The sequence below is a fragment of the Salinicoccus hispanicus genome (assembly GCF_009831115.1).
GTDB classification, from domain to species: Bacteria; Bacillota; Bacilli; order Staphylococcales; family Salinicoccaceae; genus Salinicoccus; species Salinicoccus hispanicus.
Map to the genome: position 1 here is coordinate 60,659 of NZ_WUUK01000002.1, position 26,075 is coordinate 86,733.

The window sequence follows — 26,075 nt, forward strand, 5'->3', positions numbered from 1 at the left end:
ATGTTAAGATTAAATGCTGTTTAAAAGGGAATATATGAAGTAAACATTTGAGAGCGAGGAGATTTTCATGCATGAGGAAAAGTTCAACATCATTGAAGGAAAGGAAATGACACTTGAATCATTGGGTTATGAAATAGAAGAAATTACCGGGATGGCAGTACAGGACTTCAAAGGGGATACTTCCCGTTTTGTAGCCAAAAAACCCAACCTTGATCAGGAATTTGAAACGTTCAATGTGAGATATGATTTCAAGGAATCCCATGACTTCGTGGATGTAGTATTCACTACTGAAAAGAAAGAGAACCTGGAAGACTATGATTTCGACGACAAAGAAGTGAAAGTGCAGCTCCTTACCTATAAGAGGATGGACGCACCGACGGATAATGAAAGTGATAAAGTGGAAGAACAGTAAGGGTGTCTGCACTTCTGTCTCTTTCAATTTTATCTGATGTTTTACAGACGGAGAGCATTAATAATTGAAAGAGTGGTTGAAAATGAGCATGAAATACATCAAAACCAAGCGTTTAATACTGCGTGATTGGCAGCAGAGCGACATCACTCATTTTATAAGAATGAACCAGGACCCTGATGTACGTCGCTACTTTCCAAACGTTCTGTCCAGAGAAGCATCCAGACAATTTGTCATCGATGCGCAAAAAGATATTGAAGATAGAGGGTTTGGACTCTTTGCTATAGAGAGAAGAGATACAGGGGAGTTCATTGGTTTTACAGGCATACAAGTGCTGGAAGAGGATGGCCCTTTCAGACTGGACTTTCTGCCATGCATTGAAATTGGTTGGCGACTGATGAAGAAACATTGGAATCAGGGGTTCGCTACGGAAGCAGCAGTAGGTGTACTCAAGTTTGCAGAGCGTCATACGGATATAAAAGAAATATATGCTCTTGCAGCAAAGAGGAACTTTCCTTCCATTCATGTCATGGAGAAGATAGGCATGTCCCAACTGGAAACATTTGATCATCCTCTGATTGCTGATGGTCATTCACTGAAAAAACATATCGTATATAAGCTTGAAATATCAAAACGACGCCCCTAGGGGCGTCGTTTTTCTGTACCATATGTCCTTGCTTTTACAGGCTCGAATGTCTCGAAACTCTTAAGGATATCAGCAGCATCATCGCTGATGAAAAGAAGTCCCATATATTTTTCTTCGAGGAAACCTTCAGCAATCAGCTTCTCGAAAAGGTGGGTCAGTGTGTCGAAGAAATGATTGACGTCGAGCAGTCCAATTGGTTTTTTCTGCAGGCCAAGCTGGCCCCAAGTAAAGATTTCAAAGAATTCCTCCATGGTACCGGCTCCGCCAGGCAGTGTAATGATCGCATCTCCTAATTCTTCCATCCGGGCCTTTCTTTCATGCATGGTTTCAACAACTTCCATATGCTGAGCATCCGGATGTGCCATTTCCCTTTCAACCAGGAACTGAGGGATGACGCCGGTTACAGTCCCCCCTTTTGAAAGGGCCCCATCAGCTACAGCACCCATCAGTCCGATGGCACCACCGCCGAATATGACACCAATACCCTTTTCTGCAAGCAACGCACCAAGTGCATAGGCCTGTTTTTCATATATGGGATCGTCCCCGGTCCGGGCCCCACAGAAAATGGTAACGTTTCGAATCTTCATAATCTTGACACCTCCCTCTGCTAAAGGCTGGTATGCTCCACTGATCAGTTATACTGCTTTTTCCTATGCTTCTCGATTTTCTTTTCCAGTTTCTTCTGTCTTCTGGACTTTGTAACTGCGCCAGGCTCTCCTGTCTTACGGCCGCTCGCAGACACTCTTGTCTCCTGCAGACCACGGTGCCTGTTGAAAAGGGAATTCTCCCATTCTGTTTCCTTCTTCGCAGTTACAGCATGTTTCGGATCAAGCTTGTTCTTATGCTTCGTGAATAATTCTCCATTTTCAAACCCATCTGATTCATGACCTTTTACTTTCTTGTCAATCCAGTAGTTGATGTTCTGATCCATGTGGTCAAATCTCTCCTGTCCGTTGTTGTCTTTGGCATCGTCTGCCGTTTCGGCATTGATATCCAGTCGTTCTTCGTCGTCATCTGTCAGGCTTGCCCGATTGTTTGCCTGGTCATCACTGTACTCTGTGGCGATGCCATAGTTGTCAGGATTGGACTTCATCTCGGCCTTTGTTTCCGGCATTTCAACCTCAGTCGCCCTGTAGGCATCATCCACGGTCATGGCATGTGATTTGTCGTCATTATCATGGGTCTGATCGGAACCGGACTGCAGAATTTTCGGTACCGGTATTGCAGACTGTTCCTTCAGACGCTGTTTCCTATGCTTTTCCTTTTCCTTTTCAAACTGCTTGAGCAGTGATTCTTCCTGCTGAAGGCTTTTCTGATACTGCTTCTGTTCCTTCTTGTAAGTATGCTGGACACGTCTGTCTTCGACAGCATCGCCAACTTTTGAGATGGCAGTCCTGCCTGTCTGGTATGTGGATGTACTTGCACTCTTGACCGATTGGGCGGCACTGGCACTCTTGTCTTTGGCAGAATGGTAGATGGTATTCGATGTCGCGCTGATCTTCTGTACATCAGGATGCTTCTTGATGCGGTTTCTTTCATTAAAAAGGGGAACGAGTACTACAGGCAGCAGCGTTACGGCCTTTTTCACTTTATCATTCATTCACTTAACCTCCAGCGTGTTCGTATATGATGATTATAATATACCCTCGTCACAGTTTCATTAAACTGTAAACAAATTCGTTTAAATACCCGGCAATAAAGGTATGGTTGAAGTAAGAATGAGGAGGAATGCAGGGTGAAAACAATTACTGGACAGATGACGCTTGGTAATATCGTAACAGAAATTCCGAAATCAGGTGATATTTTCAGGAAGCAGAGGGTCGATTTTGCCAATGACGGCAATAGGACACTCGAAGAAGTTGTACAGGATCACCAGCTGCCACTTGATAACCTGCTGTATGAAATCAACAGGATGGGAACTGAAAACCAGGATGGTATCGATATCAAATATATGGATGAGCAGAGCATAATAAGCTATATCCAAAGAAAATATCATGAAGATCTGAAGGATGAACTGCCGATTCTCGAGTCCTATGCAGAAAAAATGGTCAAAGAAAATGGAGACCTGGAAATTGTCGAGGATCTATTTCTCAATTTGAAGACTGCACTGCTCGATCATACCCGTGATGAAGATGAGAATGTATTCCCGATGCTATCTTCATTCCTGAGTGATCCTTCCGAAAATAAAAAAGAAGCGCTCAAACCTCATGTGACCGAGCTTGAAGATGAGCACCGCAATGCAGCAGAAGCTTTCTGGCGCCTGCGCGACTTCACGAACGACTATACCCCAACAGAAGAGGATTCCGGGACAACCCGTCTCGTCTATAGAAGACTCGAAAAGCTTGAGAAGGATACTTTGGATCATGTTCACCTCGAGAACAATATACTTTTCAAAAGGATGAGGGAAAAACATTACGATTAATCGACTCAAAAAGAACGGACCTGCTTCCACATGGAAGCAGGTCCGTTCTTTTTCATGAATTCATAGGATTCAGATGGATGGACTAGTCGACTTCCTGGTTTTTCGGAAGTACAACGGTGATTTTCGTTCCTTCACCTTCTCTGCTTTCTATTTCTATTTCCCCATGATGGGATTCTATCAGGTGCTTCACTATGGCCAGGCCAAGACCCGTACCGCCTGAATGGCGTGCCCGTGCCTTGTCCACCCGGTAGAACCGTTCGAAGATTCTTGGCAGGCTCTCTTCCGGTATGCCGATGCCGTTATCCTGGACGATGAGACGGACGGTGTTGATATTTTCCTTCAGCGAGATATCAACATTACCCCCCTCGGCAGTATAGTTGATGGCATTGCCGACCAGATTGAGAATGATCTGTCTGATACGGTCCTGATCCCCTTGAAGATATATTTCCTTTGATGCTTCGGGCAAGGTGAGCTTTGTCTTCCTTTTCTCCACGGAGTTCTGCAGTGTTCTGGCAACTTCATGGACAAGAGCAGACATATCGACGATCTCAAGATCGAGCGGCATTTCCTGTTTTTCAATCTTGGAGAGGTGAAGCAGGTCGCTGATCAGCCTGTCGAGTCTTTGGCTTTCGTCATATATGATCTGCAGAAACTGTTTCGTCGTTGCTTCATCGGTCACTTCACCACTGAGCAGCGTTTCAGAGAAACCGCTGACCGAAGTTACGGGGGTTTTCAGTTCATGTGATACGTTGGCCACGAAATCGCTGCGCATCTTCTCAAGTCTTCTTATGTTTGTAATGTCGTGCAGCACGACAATGGCACCTTTCTGCTGCCAGCCCTGTCCATAATAGGGTGCCAGGTGGGCATCCATGATGCGCTCCTGTGGAAAGTATGAATGGACTTCTTCGTGGACCTTCTGGCTGTTCTCCAGAACGGACTGGATATGGGGACTTAAAGCAAAGCGTTCCCCGACTTTTTCATAAGGCTGTCCGATAATATTATCCTTATGCTGGGAAAGGAACCGTTCCATCGCCGAATTCAGCAGAACGACCCTGCCTTCTTCATTGACGAGCATGACGCCGCTGACCATGTTGGAGATGATACTGGTCAGCTGATGCTCATTCTCGTCGATCTCCTTCATCTGCTTCTGCAGACTGGCAGCCAGTGCATTGATGGATAGGGAAAGATCACCGAATTCCCCTTTGGCAGATGCATTTACTCTGCTGCTGTAGTCCTTCTCCCTCAAACGGTATGTGGTATCCATGATATTGTCGATTGGACGCATGATGCTTCTTGCGAGCATCGCGCTCGCAATGCCGGAAACGAGAAACATCACCCCGAGCACGATGGACAGGCTGACCCAGAGTCTTGATAGGGCTTCATCGACGACCTGGAGGGAGAGGGATGTCCGGATGGCGCCCACTGTTTCACCCTGTTCGACAAGTGGCAGTGCAACATACATCATATTGAACTGCTGTGTTGTGCTGAAGCGTACGGATTCACCCATGTCTGCGCCATTGCGGATGACAGCCTGGATTTCCGGCCTGTTGATATGATTGTTCATCGCCGAGGGGTCATTCTCCGAATCAGCGAGCACTACTCCCTCACCATCTACAACTGTAAAGCGCATTTCGATCGGCTGGTTGAAATGCCGGATCAGATCCTGCAGCCCCTCGGGATCGTCATAGCTTTCAGCAGTCGCAATCAACTGTGAAACCATCTGGCCATTTTCCACCAGATGGTTTCTTGTCATATCAGTATAGGCATCTTTGATGATTGCAGTCAGGAAAAACCACAATACGATGACAAGAATCAGGATCAGGATGAAGAAGGAGAGTGCTATCCTGGACCACAGCCGTTTCATTCAGCAGGTACCTCGAGCTTGTAGCCGAAGCCCCGTATGGTTCTGATATAGGCTGGGCGTTTCGTATCGGCTTCGATCTTCTCGCGGAGATGGCTGATATGTACATCGACGATTCTTGTATCTCCATCGTAATGGAAGTCCCATACACCGTTCAGCAGCTGGTCACGGCTGAGCACTTTATTCTTATGGTTGGCCAGATAGAGCAGAAGTTCATATTCCTTTGGTGTAAGAACAAGCTGTTTTCCCCGTGCATAGACATCATAGGTATCTGTACGGATCTCGAGTTCACCGAGACGCAGGATGGCGGAATCATCTTCCCCCTCGTCCGGTTTCATCGTCTGTGTCCTTCTCAGTATTGCCTTGACACGTGCAACGACTTCCCGTGGGCTGAAAGGCTTTGTCATGTAGTCATCCGCGCCGAGCTCAAGACCGAGAATCTTATCAAACTCTTCATCTTTGGCCGTCAGCATCAGGATGGGTGTATCCATCTTCTCCTGCCTCAGCATTTTGCAGACATCCATCCCGTCCATCCCGGGCAGCATCAGGTCCAGAACAATGAGGTCGGGCTTTTCGGTCAGGGCAAGGTCCAGTCCTTCTCGTCCATCCGCCGCTGTCATCACTTCGTAACCTGCATTTTCAAGGTTGAATTTCATAAGGGTAACAATAGAGGGTTCGTCATCAACAACGAGGATTCTATACAAAATAATAACTCCCTTTCATTTATCATTCAGTCAATTATTTTTATATCAGCCGTTACATTTTACCATACACATATGAAAAATTTAAAAACTTTACACACTTGTCACAATCTTTCGGAGACATGTGAAGAAAAGTAGGAATTTCCCTAATATCTTTCCACCCCTTCCAGGCAGATAATGAAGATATCTTAAAGACTTAGCAGATATTCTGATGGGAGTGGCATAGATGGAGAAACTGTTCGGCCTGAAATTTTTCAAACCGACGGAAAAATTCAATGGCAACTGGTCAATAATGGAGGAGAAAAGCAGGGAATGGGAGAAGATGTACCGGCAGCGCTGGAGTCATGACAAAGTCGTCAGAACCACCCATGGTGTAAACTGCACCGGTTCCTGCTCATGGAAAGTATTTGTCAAGAACGGCATCATCACATGGGAGAACCAGCAGACGGACTATCCATCATGCGGTCCGGATATGCCTGAATATGAACCAAGGGGATGTCCGCGTGGTGCTTCATTTTCATGGTATGAATATAGTCCGATGCGCATCAAGTTTCCATATATGAGAGGCAAACTATGGCGTCTCTGGCGTGCGGCACTGGAAGAGACTGGTGATCCGATCAAGGCATGGGCAAGCATCATCGAAGATGAGGAAAAGGCGAAATCCTACAAGCAGGCACGAGGCATGGGCGGTCATGTCCGTGTGACATGGAAGGATGCCACCCAGCTGATTGCAGCCCAGCTCATCTATACAATTAAAAAGTACGGCCCGGACCGCATCGCAGGATTTACACCGATTCCGGCAATGAGCATGATCAGCTACGCGGCCGGATCAAGATTCATTTCATTGCTCGGAGGCGAGATGCTCAGCTTCTATGACTGGTATGCAGACCTGCCGAATGCCTCGCCGCAGATCTGGGGGGAGCAGACGGATGTGCCGGAATCGGCTGACTGGTACAATGCCAACTACTTGATGATGTGGGGATCGAATGTTCCATTGACACGGACACCGGATGCCCACTTCATGACGGAAGTCAGATACAAGGGTACGAAAATCGTCTCCGTCGCTCCGGATTATGCAGAAAACGTCAAATTTGCGGACAACTGGCTGGCACCGAATCCTGGGACCGATGCGGCACTGGCACAGGGGATGACCCATGTCATTCTCGATGAATTCTATCATCAGAGACAGGAACCGATGTTCATCGACTACGCGAAACGATTCACGGACATGCCGTTTCTCATCATGCTGGATGAATTCGAGGATACTCTGAAAGCGGGAAGATTCCTCAGGGAAAGCGACCTTGGCATCGAATCAGAACATGCCGAATGGAAACCGGTCATTCTGGACGCAAATACAGACGAAATGCTGGCACCGAACGGTACCATGGGCCAGCGCTGGGAAGAGGGCAGAAAATGGAATCTCGTGCTCGAGCGGGAGGATGGTTCAGAGATTGATCCAGCTCTCACTATTGAAGGGCAGGAGTCAGAAGTTGTCGAAATTGCATTCCCATACTTCGACAACGCCGGCAACCGCGTATTCAGACGTCCGATTGCTGCACAAAAAGTAAGGCTTGCAGATGGTACTGAAAGGTTCGTCGCAACCATCCATGACCTCATGCTCAGCCAATATGGTGTCAACCGCTTCGGCACTGAAAATGAAGCAGCAGGCTACGACGATGCATCCTGCATCTATACACCTGCCTGGCAGGAGACGATTACAGGCGTCAAACAGTCGCTGGTCGTCCAGATTGCCCGTGAATTTGCACAGAATGCAGTGGATACGGACGGACGATCCATGATCATCATGGGTGCCGGCATCAACCACTGGTTCAACTCCGACACGATATACAGGGCAATACTCAACCTCGTCATGCTGTGTGGGTGCCAGGGCAAGAATGGCGGCGGCTGGGCGCATTACGTCGGTCAGGAGAAAGTGCGTCCATATGAAGGCTGGGGCCATGTGGCATTCGCCAAGGACTGGCAGGCGCCCCCACGCCAGCAGAACGCAACAAGCTGGTTCTATTTTGCTACAGAGCAGTGGCGCTATGAGGAAGCGGGGGCGGATGCCCTGCAGTCGCCGACTGCAGAGAAGATCGACTACAAACACCCTGCCGACTACAATGTGCTCGCCGCCCGTCTCGGGTGGCTGCCGAGCTATCCGCAGTTCAATAAGAGCAGCCTGGAGTTTGCCAGGGAAGCTGCAGCAAATGGTGACGATTCCGACGAAGCCATCATCGACCTGGCGGTCGAGCAGCTGAAAAATAAAGAGACTCAGTTCGCGATTGAAGATCCGGGTGCAAAAGAGAATCACCCGAAAACGCTCTTCGTCTGGCGTTCCAATCTGATCTCCTCATCCGCCAAAGGGCAGGAGTACTTCATGAAGCACTTGCTTGGCGCAAAAAATGGTCTGCTGGCATCACCGAATGATGAGTTCGTACCTGAAGAGATCAAATGGCGCGATGATGTTGAAGGCAAGCTTGATCTGATGATCGCGCTCGATTTCAGGATGACGGCAACGCCGATCTATGCAGATATCATTCTGCCGGCAGCAACATGGTATGAGAAGCACGATATCTCAAGTACCGACATGCATCCGTTCATCCACCCGTTCAATCCGGCGGTCAACCCGCTATGGGAATCGAAATCGGACTGGAATATATTCAAGGATCTGACGAAGCGGTTCAGCGACATGGCGAAGACGCATCTGCCGGGTAAGCATAAGGACCTTGTCGCATCTCCTTTGGCACACGATACGAAGCAGGAGATCTCACAGCCGCTCGGTCATGTGAAGGACTGGTCGAAAGGTGAGGTCGAGGCTGTTCCGGGACGGACGATGCCAAGCATGAAGGTGGTTGAGCGCGACTACACGGAAGTCTACGACAAGTTCATCACTGCAGGACCATTGTTCAAAAACAACATCGGTGCCCATGGCGTTGCTTTCAATGTATCGAAGCAGTATGAGGAACTGAAGTCGATGCTCGGCGTGTATACAGACGGCACAATCAAGGATGGCCTCCCGATCATGGATACGGCCAGAAACGTAGCGGATGTCATTCTGCACGTCGCCTCATGTTCAAATGGAGAGGTGTCGAAGAAGTCCTACGAGAACCTGGAAGACCAGACAGGCATGCCGCTGCAGGATATTTCAGCAGACCGCACGCATGAAAAGATCACTTTCAAGAACATTACGGCACAGCCGAGGGAAGTCCTCCCGACTGCCGTGTTCCAGGGCTACAACAAACCGGGCAAGAGATACAGCCCATTCACGATAAATATTGAAAAGCAGGTGCCGTTCAGAACTCTGACAGGCCGCCAGTCATTCTATATCGACCACGATATGTTCCTGCAGTACGGCGAAGCACTGCCTGTATATAAGCCGACCTTGCCGCCGATGGTATTCGGCACACGGGATAAGAAGATAAAAGGCGGGGTCGACAGCCTGGTACTGAGATATCTGACACCGCACGGCAAATGGAACATCCACTCCACATACCAGGATAATCTGCATATGCTGACGCTATTCAGGGGTGGACCGACAGTGTGGCTGTCGAAACTTGACGCAGAAGCGCATGACATCAACGATAATGACTGGCTTGAAGTCTATAACCGCAATGGTGTCGTCAATGCGCGGGCGGTCGTATCACACAGGATGCCGAAAGGGACGATGTTCATGTACCATGCACAGGACAAGCACATCGAGATGCCGGGTTCGGAAATCACCGATACCCGCGGGGGCAGCCACAATGCACCAACGAGAATACACATGAAACCGACACAGATGGTGGGCGGCTACGGACAGCTGAGTTATGGGTTCAACTACTATGGTCCGATCGGCAACCAGCGGGATGTCTATGTTGCAGTAAGAAAAATGAAGGAGGTCGACTGGCTTGAAGATTAAAGCGCAGATCGCAATGGTGATGAATCTCGACAAATGCATCGGCTGCCATACGTGCAGTGTGACATGCAAGAGCACATGGACCAATAGACCGGGGGCGGAGTACATGTGGTTCAATAACGTGGAAACAAAACCGGGTATCGGTTACCCGAAAAGGTGGGAGGACCAGGAGCACTACAAGGGCGGCTGGAAGCTTAAGAACGGCCGTCTGGAACTGAAGAGCGGTACCAAGCTTTCCAAAATTGCACTCGGCAAGATCTTCTATAACCCGGACATGCCGGAAATGAAGGAATACTATGAACCATGGACATACAACTACCACGACCTGATTACCAAACCGGAAAGCAAGCATAGCCCTGTGGCAAAGGCACACTCCGTCGTTTCCGGTAAGAAGATGGATCTCGAATGGGGACCGAACTGGGAGGATGATCTCGCAGGCGGGCATATTACAGGACCGAAGGACCCGAACATCGAAAAGATCGAGGAAGAGATCAAATTCAACTTTGAACAGACCTTCATGATGTATCTGCCGCGGCTTTGCGAACACTGTCTGAACCCGAGCTGTGTCGCAAGCTGTCCATCCGGGGCGATGTACAAGCGCGATGAGGACGGCATCGTACTGGTCGATCAGGAAGCGTGTCGTGGATGGCGCTACTGCATGACCGGCTGTCCGTATAAGAAAGTTTACTTCAACTGGAAAACGAACAAGGCTGAAAAGTGCACCTTCTGCTTCCCGCGCGTTGAAGCGGGTCTGCCGACGGTATGTTCTGAAACATGTACAGGCAGAATGCGCTACCTGGGTGTACTGCTCTATGACGCAGACCGTGTACTTGAAGCAGCGTCTACCGAGAATGAAAAGGACCTCTATGAAGCGCAGCTTGATCTGTTCCTGGATCCGAATGATCCGGAAGTGATCGAGCAGGCGGAACGTGACGGTATCTCAGCAGATTGGATCGAAGCAGCACAGCGCTCGCCGGTCTATGACCTCGCCGTGAAGTACAAGCTCGCCTTCCCGCTTCATCCGGAATACCGCACAATGCCGATGGTATGGTACTGCCCACCACTCAGCCCGATCATGAACTACTTTGAAGGCCGTGACTCCATAAGAAATCCGGACGCCATCTTCCCGGCAATCGAGGAGATGCGCATTCCGTTGCAGTATCTTGCAAACATGCTGACCGCTGGAGATGTTACGCCTGTCAAAGGGGCGCTTCAGAAAATGGCGATGATGAGACAGTATATGCGTGCCATTTCAAGCGGCAAGGATTTTGATGAAGCAAGGCTCGATCGTGTAGGCATGTCTGCCAATGAGACGAAGAAGATGTACCGCCTGCTCGCAATTGCCAAGTATGAAGACCGCTTCGTCATTCCGACGTCCCATAGGGAGCAGTATACGGATCCATACCGCGCCCAGGGCAGCAGCGGTTTCGGCTTTGGCGGTTCGGACTGCGATGGATGTGGCCCATCATTATCACAGGCTGCAACGGTGAAGTCCGGCAAGGCAGTCTATGAAGAGAATTTCTACGGAGGAATCTGGCGTGATTAACCTTGATAAACTACACAACTACAAGCAGGCATTCGGCTTTTTTGCCAATCAGCTGACCTACCCGGAGAAGCTTGATTTCCACCCCAAGGCATTCGAAGGAGTGTTTCATGAAGGTCATCCAGCCCAGCCGTTCATCAACCAGTACTGGGAGGATATGCATGAAATCAGTCTCGACGAGATCCAGCAGGTATATACGCAGACTTTCGACTTCGACAAGCATACGAATCTGTATATGACCTACTTCAAGTTCGAGGACCAGAAGGAGCGGGGGCAGATGCTCGCCAAACTCAAAGTGCTGTATGAAATGTTCGGTCTCGAGATGCCGGACAATGAATTGAGCGACTATCTGCCGCTGATGCTCGAGTTCCTCTATGCTGCCGACTGGCGTGGAGATGACCGTGCGAAGGAAAGCATGACTCTGCTCATCATGGTACTTGAAGATGGCACCTATCATATCATCCAGGCACTTGAGAAAAATAAAAGCCCGTATTTCAATTTGATCAAAGGACTCAGGGAGACATTCAAGGCATGTGTGGAAGTCTCTGAGAAAGAAGGCGTGGAAAATGATTGATCAGTTTTTATGGGTCATCTTCCCATATCTTTGCGTCGCAGTCTTCGTCATCGGTCATATATGGCGCTACCGGATCGACCAGTTCGGATGGACTGCCAAATCCAGCGAGTTCATCGAGAAGAAGCAGCTTATGATCGGTAGCATCCTTTTCCACTTTTCGGTCATTCCTGTATTTTTCGGTCATATCGTCGGCCTGCTCATACCGGCACACTGGCTCGAAGCTTTGGGTGTGACGGAGCATCTGTATCATATCGGCGCTGTTTATATCGGTGGTATTTTCGGTGTCGTCATGCTGCTCGGCATGATCATGCTGACTTTCAGGCGCGTCACCAAGCAGGCGGTCCGCCGACTGAGTTCGGCTTCTGACATTACCGTCAACTTCCTGCTCCTCTTCATCACGTTCATGGGTGTCTATGCGACCCTCGTCACAAACGCAGTGGTGACGGATTTCGACTACCGTACGTCCATTTCCGTATGGTTGAGAAGTCTGTTCGTCTTCTCGCCGGACGCAAATCTGATGACAGATGTGCCATTGAGCTTTAAAATACATGTATTAACCGGATTTCTGATCTTTGCCTTATGGCCTGCAACACGTCTTGTGCACGCATGGAGCCTGCCATTCAACTATGTTGGCAGAAGCTATATCATCTACCGTAAAAATAAGTAGCAGAGGGGATCTCCTGGAAACGGAGGCGTACTATGAACGAGAGTAGCATTGAAGCGACATTATCGAATATTCGAGAGCAGTTCAGTTTCGACCTTGTAGTACTGACTGACATCAGAATCAGACAGACCAACTATATGATCAGGTGGAAGTACAGTATAGGCAGTTCAGGGGAACAGTGGAAAAGAATTGCGCTGCCGAGAGGCAAAGGTGTACCGGGAACAGTGATGAAAACGGGTAAATCGATGATTATCGACGATATCGCCGGAACAGACATTGAGCGGGACCTTTTCCGTTACCCGATACTGAAGACAGAGCAGCTGCAGAGTTTCATCGCCATGCCGTTGTGGAATGATGATGAAGAAGTCATGGGTATTCTGCTGATGGGTAACCGGAGCAGGAGGATGTTTGCGGAAGAGGAATATGAAATGATCAAGCACTGTGTGGAAAAGACACTGAGAAAACAAATACTGAAAGAGCTGATGGTCAATGAATGAGCCGAATCTGACTTCCCTGCTTGAGGCGATGTTCCACCATTCGAAAGAGATGATCATCTTTGTCAATAAAAGCGGAGAAATCGTCCATATGAATGCACACGCTGCAAGTACACTGGATGAGACGGACTATGATAGAAGCCAGTTTCAGCATATATGCAACCATTGCCAGGGCATGTATATGTCAGGCGGACGCGTGGCATGCAGCAACTGCTACCTTTACCAGGATGAAATTGTATCCTTCCAGGTCTATATGCGTACACGGGAAGGAGAAGTGGTGCCTTTTATCGCCAATTTCCAGCGGGTCGATCCGGAAAATGAAATCAGTGTATTCACTTTGAATCCACTGGCCGAACAGTTGAAGACACAGGAGATCGAACATCAGAAAAGGCTGACCCAGCGTATCATCCAGGCTCAGGAGGGTGAGAGGAAACGCATATCGAGGGATCTGCATGATGGCGTGACGCAGGAACTTCTGAATGTCCTGCTTGAGATGAGACTGCTCAAATATGTCGATGATCGAGAGGCGCTCAATGACAAGATGGTCAAATCGGAGGAATCCTTGAGTCATCTTCTGGACTATGTTAGAAACATTTCAGTTGAGCTGCGGCCGGCAAGTCTTGACGATCTTGGGATAGAAGCGGCACTGAAAACCCATTTCAAGTGGATTGAAAGGCAATATGGCATCAGTGTGGACTTCAGTTTCACTGTGGAGCAGAAACGCTTCAATCCGGAAGTGGAGACGGTGCTGTACAGAATCATCCAGGAGGCCATATTCAATGCAGCAAAATATGCCGAAGTGGATTGCGTCGATGTCTCGCTCGAAGAGATGAAGAATGAAGAAACCCATCATATCAAGTTCACGATAGAAGATGCAGGGCTCGGTTTCCATGTCGGAGATACGCCGGTCGGAACAGGGCTGGGCCTTTTTGGAATGTCGGAACGGGCCAGCAGTGTCGGTGGTACTGTCAGCGTGGACAGTGCGCCCGGCAGAGGGACGAAAGTATTTGGTTCCATCCCAGTATAGGAGGAGATTGGATGAAGATTGTCATTGCGGATGATCATGCAGTGGTGCGGACAGGATTCAGCATGCTGATCAACTACCAGTCGGATATGGAAGTGATCGGTACAGCAGCCGACGGCAGGCAGGCTTTTGAAAAAGTGAAGTCACTCGGGCCGGACGTTCTTCTGATGGATCTCAGCATGCCACCGGGAGAGTCCGGTCTTTTTGCTGCCAGTCGCATCAACGATGCGTTTCCGGAAGTGAAGATACTGATCCTGACGATGTATGACGATGAGGAGTACATCGTCCACACGTTCAAGAGCGGTGCCAAGGGATATATTTTAAAAAATTCACCGGATGATGAGCTGATCCGGGCAATCAGAAAGGTGCATGGCGGAGAGCGGTATGTCGACCCTGTACTGATGGATGACAATATCGAAAGACTGCTCAACAATGAAGCAGTGCCCGAGCAGTCGGATAAACCTTTCAGCATTTTGACCCGGCGTGAGCTTGAAATACTGCCCCTGATCGCCAAAGGATATGGCAACAAGGACATAGCAGAGATGCTTTTCGTTTCAGTCAAGACGGTGGAGGCGCACAAGTCGAGAATCATGGAGAAGCTCGAGCTGTCCAACCGTCCGGAACTGGTGGAATATGCGATGAAGAAAAAACTGATAGATTTCTGAATGTAGGTGGATAGATGGAACAGGACAAGTTTCAATTCAAAATGAAAGCGTTGCGCGTACTGGAAAATGAACACCGCTATCTCAAATATCTGATGGACGACTGGTTCCAGCTGGTTCTGAAGTTTGAGCATGGAGATGTCAGGAGCCGTCTTGAAGGTCTGATGGTCATCAAGGACCTGAGGGAGAAGCTGAAAGCATTCGAGGCACCGCTGAAGCGCCACCAGGCCAAGGAAGAGAAGTATTTCTTTCCGATGCTCGGGGCGTATATCGGGCTCGAGCAGGGACCGATCCTTTCGATAGAAGAGGAGCATCAGGAAATTGATGCCTATATCGACCACTTCTTCCATCATACGATGCATGGTATGAATGAAATGTCGCTTGGGCGCATGAATGAAATGGTCGAAGATGTGATGGAGGCATACGAAGTACTGACGGTACATATGGTCAAGGAAGAGTCGGTACTGTTCACAATGGCGGATAAAGTATTGAAGGCGGTTGATGAGGAAGTACTGTTTGAGCAGATGAATACACTGATTACAAGTGCCTAGAAATGTAGGGATTTCCCTTCTTACTTGGAGTGATATGCAGATTATATAATGAATTTGTAAAATAAATCACAATAAAAAGTAAGTGAGGTTGATCCGTATGAATGAAAAAATGGGCAGGAAACAGCTTATTCTCCAGACGTTCAGTCTGCTGGCCGGATTCATGGTGTGGACACTGCTTGCACCGCTGTTCCCTGAGATCGTCAAAGATATACCGGAAGCTGCCGACCAGCGTGCACTCATCGTCGCCTTGCCGGTAATACTCGGATCCGTACTGCGCATTCCTTTCGGCATTCTTGCCAATAAGATGGGTGGGCGTGTCGTTTTCCTTTTCAGTTTCATTTTCCTGTTGATTCCCGTTTTCTATCTGAGCATCGCCACAACCCCTCGGAATCTGATGATTGCCGCAGTGTTCCTCGGTATCGGCGGAGCGACATTCAGCATCGGTGTCACGAGTCTGCCGAAATACTATCCGAAGGACAAGCATGGATTCGTCAACGGTGTATATGGCATGGGGAACATCGGTACTGCAGTGACGAGCTTCGGTGCACCGGCGCTGGCCCTTTCTTTCGGCGGCTGGCAGGCAGCAGTCCAGACATACCTCGTTGTACTGGCCTGCTTTGCCATACTGCAGTTCATCATGGGAGACCGGAATGAGCGCAAAGTCGATCTGCCGCTCGCTAAACAGTTCAAGGAAGTGACGAGAGATTACAAGTTCTATTTCTTCAACCTGTGGTATTTCATCACATTCGGCGCCTTTGTCGCCTTCGGATTATTCTTACCAGGTTTTCTGACAGATGAAGCACTGTTCAACTTGAGCACAATCGATGCCGGCATCAGAACGGCAATATTCATCGTCATAGCGACGGTACTCAGACCGATTGGAGGACTGATTGGAGACAGGTTCAATGCACTTCACGCACTGATCATCACGTTCATCGGTCTGGCCGTCTCCGGCCTCCTGCTGGCATTCACGTATAACGCCATCATTCTATTTACAATCGGCTGTCTGCTGACGGCTGTCTGCGCCGGCATCGGCAATGGCCTGGTGTTCAAATTCGTTCCGACATATTTCTCGAAGCAGGCCGGCATCAGCAATGGCTTTGTCGCCATGATGGGCGGGCTCGGCGGATTCTTTCCGCCGATCGTCATCGACCAGACATACAATCTGACCGGCAGCTATGCCATCGGTTTCATACTTCTGTCGCTCTTCTGTCTGATCAGTCTGTTTACAATGTTCCATATGAATAGTAATCTTAAGAAAAATCAACTGGCGTCGGAGTGATGATATGGAGCGTTATTCAAGACAGGTACTCTACAGTGGCATAGGGGAAAGAGGGCAGCGTCTCATTTCAGCGAGTACGGTACTTATCGTCGGTGTTGGCGCGCTCGGCTCTCTGTCTGCTGAAATGCTGGCACGTGCTGGTGTCAGAAAGCTGATATTGATCGATCGGGATTATGTGGAGTATTCCAATCTGCAGCGGCAGACACTGTATACGTCACATGACGCGGAAGAGAAGCAGCCGAAGGTGATTGCCGCGAAGGAACGGCTCGTGGAAATACGGCCGGACCTTGAAGTGGAGGCGCATATTGCCCATTGTGATGCACCACTGCTTCTGGAACTTGCAGAAGCAGCGGATCTGCTGCTTGACGGGACGGACAACTTCGATACGCGTCTGTTGATCAATGATGCTGCCTATAAGCTCGGCAAACCTTGGGTATACGCCGCATGTGTCGAGGCCTCCTACAGCAGTGCCGGTTTTATGCCGGATGGGACGCCTTGCTACCGGTGCCTCGTGCCGGTGCTTCCGGCGACGACATTGACATGTGATACTGCAGGAATCATCGCTCCGGCTGTACAGATGGCGGTTGCCGAGCAGGTGACGACCGGCTTGAAGATCCTGACCGGCCAGTTCCGCGCCCCGCACCATATGCGCATCGGCAATGTCTGGGACATGGAGCACATGAAGTATCGCATCGACGGAATGAAATCGGATGAATGTGAGACGTGCGGCACTCATCCGGTCTACCCGTCGCTTGATGAGCGTACAGATCATGCCATGCGGCTATGCGGCAGGGATACGGTCCAGGTGATGGATGCACGGATTACAGCATCGGCCGTCGACCATGCCCTGTCGCGCCTTGGCATAGAGGTCAACCGGACGCCCTATTTTCAGGAATTTCATTACGGGACCTCCCGCTTTGTCTGTTTCAATAACGGGCGGATGCTGATCCATGGCCTCGATGATATGAACAAGGCCAAGACACTCGTCAATCAACTATTCGGCTAGGAGGCTACTATGAGCATCGTCGGCACAATCGATAGGGATATAAGAGTAGGCGTCATCACCATCAGTGATACACGCAGCAGGGAAACGGACAAAGGGGGGCGCCTGGTCATCGACCAGCTGACATCGCTCAACACGGTGGTTGAGGACTATCGCATAGTGAAGGATGATGCTGAGGAAATCTCGGAAGCCGTTAGACATCTGGTGAGTCTCGGCATGAATGCCGTCATCACAACAGGCGGGACAGGCATCGCCCGTCGGGATGTGACGATTGAAGCATTGCGCCCTCTATTCAATAAGGAGATCGAAGGGTTTGGCGAGATCTTCAGGATGCTCAGCTTCACCGAGGACATCGGATCGCGCAGCATGCTGTCGCGTGCCGTTGCTGGTACGATTGGATCCACGGTCATCTTTGCACTGCCCGGCTCGACCGGCGCAGTGAAATTGGGCATGGAGCGGCTGATTGTGCCCGAGCTGAATCATTTCGTCCATGAATTGAACAAGTAGAGCGTGCCCGAGGCACGCTCTACTTGTCTATACGGTAGTCTCCGGACTTGCCGCCGGTCTTTGATACGAGTGCAGTTTCATGGATGACCATGCCCTTGTCGATTGCTTTGCACATATCGTAGACGGTCAGGGCAGCGGCGCTTGCAGCGGTCAGAGCTTCCATCTCGACACCCGTACGGCCGGTCGTTTTGACAGTGGCTTCGATATGGAGGAAATACCCTTCGGAAAGCGCCCAGTCGAAGGAGATGTCGATACCGGATAAAGGCAGGGGATGGCACATCGGGATGATCTGGTGTGTATTTTTGGCAGCCATTATGCCGGCGACTTGTGCAACTGAAAGCACGTCTCCCTTTTTCACCGTACCTTCGGTGATGGCCTGATGGATCTCTTCTGTAACACCGAGTATGCTTTTGGCTACAGCAGTTCTGCTGGTCACTTCCTTATCGGAAACGTCGACCATGCGTGCTCTGCCTTCCTGATTGAAATGAGTGAATTCGGACATTTTCAACTTCCTTTCTAGTACAATGAGTATAACAGAATCTGCAAATCGAAAGTAGTGATGATATGAACTTGAATCGCACCCCAATTGCCGTTTCGGAAGCGGTCCGACGGGTGGTCTCCGGCATATCCCCCCTTCCCGTGGAAACAATATCCTATACGGAAAGCTATGGACGCATTCTCGCACGGAACCTTGCGGCATCGATGGATGTCCCGAGGTTCGACAAATCCGCGATGGATGGCTTTGCCATTCGTGCAAAAGATAGCAGAGGCGCTTCAGGAGAAAATAGAATCACCTTCAAAGTTGCAGCAGAAGTGCCGGCCGGTGCTGCAAGCGACTATGAATTGAATGAGAACGAGGCGTTTCGCATCATGACAGGGGCGCCTGTGCCGAAAAGCGCAGATGCCGTTGTGATGTTCGAGCAGACAAGACAGGATGCGGGTTCATTTTCGATAAGAAGACCATTTGAGATGGGTGAAAACATCGCCATTCAGGGGGAGGAGTGTACAGTCGGCGACATCATCGTGTCCGCTGGCACCCTCATCAATCCGGGCGCTGTTGCAGCACTTGCGACGTTCGGATATAAAGATGTCGAAGTCTACCGCAAGCCAGTCGTCGGCATACTTGCAACCGGCAGTGAACTGGTGGATATCGATGCACCGCTTGAAGTGGGAAAGATCCGCAATTCGAATGGTCCGATGATAAAAAGCCAGCTGCAGCGCATGAATATCGAACCCCGGATATACGCGCTGGAAGCGGATGACTTTGAGACGCTGCTTCTAAGAGTGCAGCAGATGCTGGGTGAAGTGGATGCGATCATCACGACAGGCGGTGTATCGGTCGGGGACTATGATCATCTGCCGAAGCTCTACGAAGCCCTTGGTGCAAAAGAACTGTTCAATAAGGTCGGCATGAGGCCGGGCAGCGTGACGACCGTCAGCATGCTCGGATCCAAGCCGATGTTCGGCCTGAGCGGCAATCCATCGGCATGCTACACAGGTTTTGAGCTATTTGCGCGACCGGCTTTCATGAAAATGGTGGGCCACGACCGCATCTTTGCCCCGGTACTTAATGCTGTGCTCGATGGCGACTTCAAGAAGGCGAACCCGTTCACCCGCTTCATCCGGGCGGAGATCGACTACCGAGAAGGCAGAGTGTATGCAACGCCTGCCGGTTTCAATAAATCGAACGCCGTCACTTCGATTGCGAAAAGCAACGGCATCATCGTGCTGCCGGGTGGTACAAGAGGCTATGAAAAAGGGGATGGTGTCAAAGTCATGATGACGGATATGACGACAGGCATCGATCATTTCGATATATGAAGATCCTCCAGGTCGTCGGGTTCAAAAATACTGGAAAGACAACACTGGTGGAGAAGATGATCGGACTGCTGAGGGCAAAGGGCATGAAAGCGGCTGTCATCAAGCATCATCACCTTGATCATGGCATCATGACAGAGGGCAGTGATACCAGCCGGTTTGCCGGGTGTGGAGCGGATGTGACTATTCTCAACACCCCAGGTATGAGCATGCGCCACGAAAACCGTGCACCGGATCTAAAAGCCCAGATCAGGCAGCTTGAAGGTGCGGTCGATGTACTGCTGATAGAAGGGTACAAACACGAAAGTCATCCTAAAATTGTGCTGACCCATTCATTTACGGACGGACACACAAATGTCGATGAAGCAGAGTTTGTGAATGTTTTAATATATGCAGATATGCGGTATGATGAGAGTAAGATTATCGAATGGTTTGATGAATGGAGTTCTGATGATGAAACAGTTTGAAGTAGTTGAAGGTCCGATTGATATCCATCAGTATCATGAATTTGCCATAAACGAAAAACAGGGCGCAGTATGCATGTTCACAGGGCATGTGAGAGAGTGGACGAAGGGCACGCGCACAGTCCATCTTGAATATGAAGCATACAGACCGATGGCGGAGCGGAAGATGGCACAGATCGGCATGGAGATCAGCGAACGCTGGCCAGGCGTCGAGACGACCATTGCCCACCGCGTAGGCAAGCTTGAAATTTCGGATATTGCGGTGATTATCGTGACGAGTGCTCCCCATAGAAAAGACAGTTACCGTGCAAATGAATACGCCATCGAACGGATCAAGGAGATCGTTCCCATCTGGAAAAAGGAAATATGGGAAGATGGTGCAGAATGGATGGGCGACCAGCGCCAGTATCATCCTGATTTGGAGGAGAAATGATATGAAAGTAATGCTGTTTGCAGGACTGAAGGAGAAAATCGGCGAAGGACGTATTGTACTGGATACGCCATCATCCCTGACTGCTGGGGAACTGAAAAAAGCGATATATATGCGATATCCTGCACTTGAAGGAGATGTATTCCAGGTCGCCTGCAACGAGTCATTCGTGAAGGATGGCCATATCGTCGATGAAAACGATGAGGTTGCATTGATTCCCCCAGTGAGTGGCGGATGACAAAGACGATTGGTGTCGTTCTGGCCGGGGGCAATTCAACACGATTCGGAGAGGACAAGGCATTTTTCAAAATCGATGGCAGACCGATGTACAGCCATGTAGCTGGCGCACTTGAAGCGTCCAGTGCCATTGATGAGATTGTCATCAGTACGAATCAACGTCTCGCAGATTGTTTTGATGGATTGCAGACAATCGTTGATGATGTTTTCCAGGATGACGGTCCACTCGGTGGCCTTTATGAGGTGGCGAAAGCTTTTCCGGGAGACCGGCTGCTTGTCGTATCCTGCGATGCGCCATACGTTTCACCCGAGTGGCTGTCTACTCTTTACAGAAAGGCAGTAGGCAATCCCGATGCGCTGGTCATAACGAAGGCGGCGGATCGTCTGCATCCGCTTATCGGCGTCTATCAGGGCGCGGATCTGCCGGAAACAATCCGGCAGCTGCTTGATGCACGACAACTGAGCATGCACGCGCTGTTTGAAGAAAGAGGAATGATTGAAGTGGATGCAGTGTCATATGGCATCAATGATGGGACATTCGTCAACATGAACAGGAAGACGGACATCCGATTTGGGGGGGATGAAAGTGGAGAGTATTACAGATAAATTCGGACGACCGATCAGAGATCTGAGAATATCGGTGACCGACCGCTGCAATTTCAGGTGCACCTACTGCATGCCGAAGGAGATTTTCGGTGATGATTTCGAGTTCATGAAGCGTGAACAGCTGCTATCCTTTGAAGAAATAGAGCGGATTGCCAGGATCTATGCCACACTCGGTGTCAAAAAGCTCAGAATAACAGGCGGAGAGCCGCTATTGAGACGGGATCTGGATGAACTGATCCGCAAGCTCTACAGTATAGAAGGCATCGAGGATATCGGTATGACAACAAACGGACTGCTCTTGAAAAAACAAGGCAGGAAACTGTACGATGCAGGTCTGAGAAGGCTCAATATCAGCCTGGATGCAATGGACGATGAATTATTCGGCCAGATCAATGATCGGGGCATCGGGACATCGAGAATCATCGAGCAGATCAGATACGCCCTGTCGCTCGGCTTCGATATCAAGATCAACATGGTGGTCCAAAAAGGGCTGAATGACCACGAAATCCTGCCGATGGCACGTTTTTTCAAAACTTTACCGGTGACTTTGAGGTTTATAGAGTTCATGGATGTGGGTAATGATAATGGCTGGAACTTTGATAAGGTCATTACAAAGAAGGAAATTTTAAAGATGCTCGAAGAAGAGTTCGATATCGAACCACTCGATCCTGCCTATTATGGAGAAGTTGCCAAAGTGTATCGCCATAAGGATGCGAAATCCCATCTCGGGTTCATTACGAGCGTTTCCGAGAGCTTCTGCTCCACGTGCACGCGCGCGCGGCTTTCATCAGATGGAAAGTTCTATGGCTGCCTGTTTGCTGTAGATGGCTTTGATGTCAGACAGCTGATCAGAGAAGGCATCTCTGATGCAGAATTGACCGAGGTGCTGACAGGCGTCTGGAACAGACGGGATGACCGCTATTCCGATCTCAGGACTGAAATCACATCTGAAAATCGGCGCAGGCGGAATAAGATCAACATGAGTTATATCGGAGGCTAGGAAAACGTGAAGTTCATCTTCACGTTTTTTGTTGCTAGGAAGGAAAAAACATGAAGCTGAATATGCCAAAAAAATATATCATACTGTACAGTGCCTTGTCTGCACTCGGCGTGCTGGCATTCATACTGTTCGGCCACCATCTGTCACTGCTGCTGAATGATATCGTGATTGAAGGTGAGGCCCCTCGGGTCAATGGACTGGTATGGGTCGCCCTGTTCTTCTTCCTCTATGCCCTTCTGTCTTTTGTCTACAGGGTAATAGGTGCAAGGGTGGCGAACGAGAGAATTGAGCATCTGACACATAGGGTAGTTTCAAAAATCGATGATCAGACAAGAAAGCACTCGGAGTCGATGCTCAATGCCATCTTTGTCCATCTTGAGAAATACCGGCCATTCGAGAAAGTATTCATACCGACTGTCATACAGACGACGGTCAAAATCACAATCATCATTACAGCGATGTTCTTCATCCATAGAAATGCTGCATTGATCATGATTTTCACTGCTCCTTTTGTCCCACTCTACTATATACTCGTGGGTCTGAGGACGAAAGATGAATCGGAGGCGCAGGCTTCCCAGTTCGATGAACTGGGAATGCTATTCCTCAATCTGATCCGCGGCAAGAATACGGTGCAGTATACCGGGGCCGAGCGCACCGTAATCGCCAGGCTGAAGCATTATAATGAACAGTACGTCAGAGAAACGATGCACATACTGAAATATGCATTCCAGTCGACGCTGATGCTCGAGTTCATTACGATCCTCGGCATCGGTCTGATTGCACTGGAAGTGGGGCTGCAGATCATCATCTTCGAAGGCATCACTTTCTATGCCGCATTCTTCACACTGCTTCTTGCTCCGGAGTTCTATAATGCGTTGAAGGTGCTTGGCATCGAGTTCCATAACGGCAAGCTTTCCCAAGGTAATCTGGAACGTATTGAAGAATGGCTCGAGAATGAAGAGGAGGATGATGATTACCGCAATTTCAATTCCTCCAAAGCGGTCGAGCTTGACGGTGTCTCCATCGGCCATGGCGAGAACGTACTGCTCGAAAATGTAGACCTTGCACTTCCTGAGACAGGCTTTACAGCGATCACCGGACCTTCCGGCATCGGTAAGAGTACATTCATACGCATGCTGCTTGGTCTGCATCGTCCAGGAAACGGTACAGTCGCGCTGTCGGATGCGGGTATCGGATATATTTCCGATGAAGTCTACTTTTCCGACACCACCATCTACGAATACGTATCAGATGGTGAATATGCTGAAGCGGCTGTGATCGAGCTGCTTGAAAAGCTCGGTCTCATGGATAGTCTCAGTAACCTTGATAAAGGTATTCATGCACCGATCGTCAATCATAATATTCCATTGTCCGGCGGTGAGATCGTCCGGCTGAAGATGGCTAGGGTTCTCATACGGCGGCCGAAGATCATTCTGATGGATGAACCGACAGAGTTTCTTGATGCCACGACAGAAGAAATGATCATGGCGTATCTTGCTGAACTGAAACTTGAATCCGCCATCATTGCAGTGGTCCACCGGCGGAAACTGCTGAAGATTGCCGACCATCATTATACTTTCAGCGACAGGCAGATCGTCCTTCAGAAAGGAGGGTCATGATGGAATACTTGAAAAGTGAAAGGAAACAGATTCTCTACAGCATCTTGCTTGGTCTGGCGGGTGGTCTGGTCGGCATTGCACTGTTCGGTCTCAGTGGATATATGATCAGCCTCAGCTTCTTTGATCCACCATTCTTCGTCATCATTCTCATCATCGCAGTCATCAAGCTTTTCGGCATGATGAAAGGTGCTTTCAGATACATTGAAAGGCTGCTGTCCCACGAAGCGACATTCAAACTGATCGGCCGGCTCAGGCTGAACTACTTCAAAAGTACTATCAGTTCAGAACAGAACACCCACAGCGTCAAATTCATCCAGAAGCTGAACCAGTATTTCGAACAGGTGGAGAATTACTATATACGCATTATCTATCCGTACATTGTGGCGGTGTTGATTTCCCTGCTCCTCATGGTGCTTGCCGTATATGCAGGACTTGGTTTTGCAGCAATGACGGCAATCATTGCGCTCATCCTGCTGTTTGCCATTCCCAAACTGTTTGAAGGTCGAATGTCCGGTACATTGGAATCCCGTGATCAGACCGATGATGCACTCTATGCGAGGCTCTACCATTATATCCATGACTATACCAATCTTTGGGTGACGGGAAAAAAAGAGTCTGAAAAAGAAAAAATCGCACCCGGCATCCGGAGAATAAGGGAAAATGAGAACAGGATGGCCACGAACGAATCGCTGATGCAGTTCATGGCACAGGGGGTGCAGCTCTCAGCAATCATCATGATCATCGTAATGCTGTATGAACAGACGCCGCTATGGGTGCCGATGATCATGCTGATCGCTCTCAGCTACTTTGATCTCGCAATGCCGGTGATGAACCCTGCAAGCCAGTACAGAACGGTAAAGGCTGCAGTTTCAGAGCTCGAGCTTGATATTGCTCATACAAGCATTCCTGATATGCCTTCTGAAGTCTCTGCCATTGAAGTGGATCATCTGGACTTCCGCTATCCGAATGCTTCCCTTGACGTATTGAAAGATGTCTCATTGACTGTAAAAGAAGGGGAGAAGCATGTAATCATCGGCAGCAGTGGTTCCGGGAAAACAACACTGATCGATCGGATCATCGACGGCGATAAGGCGGTCACTCTATATGATGAAAGTGGGCGGACGGTGCCGGGTGCGTCCATTGCCCAAGCCTCGGTCATGCCACAGCAGCTCGACTTCTATAATGCTTCAGTAATGGACAATATCACCATGTTCGGTCATATCGAAAGGAATCGGACAGCCGTCGAGTCGGACCTTGAATTACTCGAGATGGCCCACTATACGCCGGACACCATGATTGAATTTACCGGAAGGCTATCCGGGGGTGAACAGAAGCGTCTGCAGTTCATACGCATGCTCGCTGAAAATAAGAGCTGGTGGATCATGGACGAACCGACTGCACGTCTCGACGACCGGTTGAAACAGAAGATATGGGATCATATCCTCTCCAGACCGACACTCATCGTAAGCACCCACGATCTTAGCAGACTTGAATCATTTGATCATATCCACTATATGGAGCAGGGCCGGATCATCGAGTCGGGCACATATGAACAGCTTATGCAGCGCCATGGACCGGTCTACCAGGCAGTCCAGCGCTTCAGGGACTTTCTATAGCAATGTAAAATAGTAAATGCTACACTTGATTGAAATGGATGTGGCAG

27 protein-coding genes are annotated in these 26,075 nt (G+C 49.4%); 22 read left to right on the top strand and 5 right to left on the bottom strand.

What is annotated here, in order from left to right:
• Positions 1-67: 67 nt before the first annotated feature.
• Entirely contained in the window at positions 68-412 is a 345-nt protein-coding gene (locus GQ671_RS05235) for a hypothetical protein (RefSeq protein ID WP_160653765.1), read from the top strand.
• An 88-nt stretch (positions 413-500) separates the two neighbouring features.
• A complete protein-coding gene (locus GQ671_RS05240) occupies positions 501-1,055 on the top strand; it encodes a GNAT family N-acetyltransferase (protein ID WP_160653768.1) in 555 nt (184 codons plus the stop codon).
• On the opposite strand, the gene GQ671_RS05245 is transcribed toward GQ671_RS05240, so the two are convergent.
• Positions 1,052-1,642 (bottom strand): LOG family protein, encoded by a 591-nt coding sequence (locus tag GQ671_RS05245; protein ID WP_160653772.1) that lies wholly within the window; start codon positions 1,640-1,642, stop codon positions 1,052-1,054. The two genes, GQ671_RS05240 and GQ671_RS05245, sit on opposite strands and share 4 nt — an antisense overlap.
• Positions 1,643-1,686: 44 nt before the next feature.
• Positions 1,687-2,655: a hypothetical protein gene (locus tag GQ671_RS05250; RefSeq protein ID WP_160653777.1), complete on the bottom strand. Its 969-nt coding sequence runs from the start codon at positions 2,653-2,655 to the stop codon at positions 1,687-1,689.
• Between the two features lie 135 nt (positions 2,656-2,790).
• Here GQ671_RS05250 and GQ671_RS05255 point away from each other — a divergent pair, with 135 nt between their 5' ends.
• Positions 2,791-3,477 (top strand): DUF542 domain-containing protein, encoded by a 687-nt coding sequence (locus GQ671_RS05255; protein ID WP_160653780.1) that lies wholly within the window; start codon positions 2,791-2,793, stop codon positions 3,475-3,477.
• An 82-nt stretch (positions 3,478-3,559) separates the two neighbouring features.
• Here the strand turns inward: GQ671_RS05255 and pnpS are convergent, their stop codons facing one another.
• Both pnpS and GQ671_RS05265 read right to left on the bottom strand, forming a co-directional pair.
• Positions 3,560-5,341: a two-component system histidine kinase PnpS gene (gene pnpS / locus GQ671_RS05260; RefSeq protein ID WP_160653783.1), complete on the bottom strand. Its 1,782-nt coding sequence runs from the start codon at positions 5,339-5,341 to the stop codon at positions 3,560-3,562.
• Positions 5,338-5,994 carry a winged helix-turn-helix domain-containing protein gene (locus GQ671_RS05265; RefSeq protein ID WP_246153192.1) on the bottom strand — a complete coding sequence of 219 codons (657 nt, stop codon included), beginning with the start codon at positions 5,992-5,994 and terminating at the stop codon, positions 5,338-5,340. The genes pnpS and GQ671_RS05265 overlap by 4 nt, the downstream gene beginning before the upstream one ends.
• A gap of 271 nt (positions 5,995-6,265) precedes the next feature.
• Between GQ671_RS05265 and GQ671_RS05270 the strand changes: the two genes are divergently transcribed.
• The 11 genes from GQ671_RS05270 to GQ671_RS05320 all read left to right on the top strand — a co-directional run bounded on the left by GQ671_RS05270 (position 6,266) and on the right by GQ671_RS05320 (position 18,238).
• Positions 6,266-9,937: a nitrate reductase subunit alpha gene (locus GQ671_RS05270; protein WP_160653785.1), complete on the top strand. Its 3,672-nt coding sequence runs from the start codon at positions 6,266-6,268 to the stop codon at positions 9,935-9,937.
• Positions 9,927-11,480: a nitrate reductase subunit beta gene (gene narH, locus GQ671_RS05275; protein WP_160653788.1), complete on the top strand. Its 1,554-nt coding sequence runs from the start codon at positions 9,927-9,929 to the stop codon at positions 11,478-11,480. Before GQ671_RS05270 ends, narH begins: the two co-directional genes overlap by 11 nt.
• Complete coding sequence (narJ, locus tag GQ671_RS05280; RefSeq protein WP_160653791.1) at positions 11,473-12,051, top strand: nitrate reductase molybdenum cofactor assembly chaperone; 579 nt, start codon at positions 11,473-11,475, stop codon at positions 12,049-12,051. Before narH ends, narJ begins: the two co-directional genes overlap by 8 nt.
• Entirely contained in the window at positions 12,044-12,718 is a 675-nt protein-coding gene (gene narI, locus GQ671_RS05285; protein ID WP_160653794.1) for a respiratory nitrate reductase subunit gamma, read from the top strand. Before narJ ends, narI begins: the two co-directional genes overlap by 8 nt.
• 32 nt (positions 12,719-12,750) lie before the next feature.
• Positions 12,751-13,212 carry a GAF domain-containing protein gene (locus tag GQ671_RS05290; RefSeq protein ID WP_160653797.1) on the top strand — a complete coding sequence of 154 codons (462 nt, stop codon included), beginning with the start codon at positions 12,751-12,753 and terminating at the stop codon, positions 13,210-13,212.
• Positions 13,205-14,236: a sensor histidine kinase gene (locus GQ671_RS05295; RefSeq protein WP_160653800.1), complete on the top strand. Its 1,032-nt coding sequence runs from the start codon at positions 13,205-13,207 to the stop codon at positions 14,234-14,236. Before GQ671_RS05290 ends, GQ671_RS05295 begins: the two co-directional genes overlap by 8 nt.
• A gap of 11 nt (positions 14,237-14,247) precedes the next feature.
• Complete coding sequence (locus GQ671_RS05300; RefSeq protein ID WP_160653802.1) at positions 14,248-14,898, top strand: response regulator; 651 nt, start codon at positions 14,248-14,250, stop codon at positions 14,896-14,898.
• Between the two features lie 14 nt (positions 14,899-14,912).
• Positions 14,913-15,446 carry a hemerythrin domain-containing protein gene (locus tag GQ671_RS05305; RefSeq protein ID WP_160653807.1) on the top strand — a complete coding sequence of 178 codons (534 nt, stop codon included), beginning with the start codon at positions 14,913-14,915 and terminating at the stop codon, positions 15,444-15,446.
• A 97-nt stretch (positions 15,447-15,543) separates the two neighbouring features.
• The gene (locus GQ671_RS05310) at positions 15,544-16,728 is read left to right on the top strand and encodes a nitrate/nitrite transporter (protein WP_160653809.1); all 1,185 of its coding nucleotides are present in this window, start codon (positions 15,544-15,546) and stop codon (positions 16,726-16,728) included.
• Between the two features lie 4 nt (positions 16,729-16,732).
• The gene (locus GQ671_RS05315) at positions 16,733-17,734 is read left to right on the top strand and encodes a ThiF family adenylyltransferase (RefSeq protein WP_160653812.1); all 1,002 of its coding nucleotides are present in this window, start codon (positions 16,733-16,735) and stop codon (positions 17,732-17,734) included.
• Positions 17,735-17,743: 9 nt separating this feature from the next.
• Positions 17,744-18,238, top strand: a complete 495-nt coding sequence (locus GQ671_RS05320) for a MogA/MoaB family molybdenum cofactor biosynthesis protein (RefSeq protein WP_160653815.1) — start codon at positions 17,744-17,746, stop codon at positions 18,236-18,238.
• A 19-nt stretch (positions 18,239-18,257) separates the two neighbouring features.
• On the opposite strand, the gene moaC is transcribed toward GQ671_RS05320, so the two are convergent.
• Entirely contained in the window at positions 18,258-18,740 is a 483-nt protein-coding gene (gene moaC / locus GQ671_RS05325) for a cyclic pyranopterin monophosphate synthase MoaC (RefSeq protein WP_160653818.1), read from the bottom strand.
• Positions 18,741-18,802: 62 nt separating this feature from the next.
• Between moaC and GQ671_RS05330 the strand changes: the two genes are divergently transcribed.
• From GQ671_RS05330 to GQ671_RS05365, 8 genes are all read left to right on the top strand, one after another.
• Positions 18,803-20,059, top strand: coding sequence for a molybdopterin molybdotransferase MoeA (locus GQ671_RS05330; protein WP_160653820.1), 1,257 nt, complete (start codon positions 18,803-18,805; stop codon positions 20,057-20,059).
• Positions 20,056-20,523 carry a molybdopterin-guanine dinucleotide biosynthesis protein B gene (gene mobB, locus GQ671_RS05335; RefSeq protein ID WP_160653823.1) on the top strand — a complete coding sequence of 156 codons (468 nt, stop codon included), beginning with the start codon at positions 20,056-20,058 and terminating at the stop codon, positions 20,521-20,523. Before GQ671_RS05330 ends, mobB begins: the two co-directional genes overlap by 4 nt.
• Positions 20,510-20,953 (top strand): molybdenum cofactor biosynthesis protein MoaE, encoded by a 444-nt coding sequence (locus tag GQ671_RS05340; RefSeq protein ID WP_160653825.1) that lies wholly within the window; start codon positions 20,510-20,512, stop codon positions 20,951-20,953. Before mobB ends, GQ671_RS05340 begins: the two co-directional genes overlap by 14 nt.
• A 1-nt stretch (position 20,954) precedes the next feature.
• Entirely contained in the window at positions 20,955-21,188 is a 234-nt protein-coding gene (gene moaD, locus GQ671_RS05345; RefSeq protein ID WP_160653828.1) for a molybdopterin converting factor subunit 1, read from the top strand.
• Positions 21,185-21,793 carry a molybdenum cofactor guanylyltransferase gene (gene mobA / locus GQ671_RS05350; protein ID WP_160653831.1) on the top strand — a complete coding sequence of 203 codons (609 nt, stop codon included), beginning with the start codon at positions 21,185-21,187 and terminating at the stop codon, positions 21,791-21,793. The genes moaD and mobA overlap by 4 nt, the downstream gene beginning before the upstream one ends.
• On the top strand, positions 21,768-22,793 hold the full coding sequence (gene moaA / locus GQ671_RS05355; RefSeq protein WP_160653834.1) for a GTP 3',8-cyclase MoaA: 1,026 nt from the start codon (positions 21,768-21,770) through the stop codon (positions 22,791-22,793). The genes mobA and moaA overlap by 26 nt, the downstream gene beginning before the upstream one ends.
• A gap of 62 nt (positions 22,794-22,855) precedes the next feature.
• Positions 22,856-24,412: an ATP-binding cassette domain-containing protein gene (locus GQ671_RS05360; RefSeq protein ID WP_246153173.1), complete on the top strand. Its 1,557-nt coding sequence runs from the start codon at positions 22,856-22,858 to the stop codon at positions 24,410-24,412.
• Positions 24,412-26,028: an ATP-binding cassette domain-containing protein gene (locus GQ671_RS05365; RefSeq protein ID WP_160653840.1), complete on the top strand. Its 1,617-nt coding sequence runs from the start codon at positions 24,412-24,414 to the stop codon at positions 26,026-26,028. Before GQ671_RS05360 ends, GQ671_RS05365 begins: the two co-directional genes overlap by 1 nt.
• Positions 26,029-26,075 lie beyond the last annotated feature (47 nt).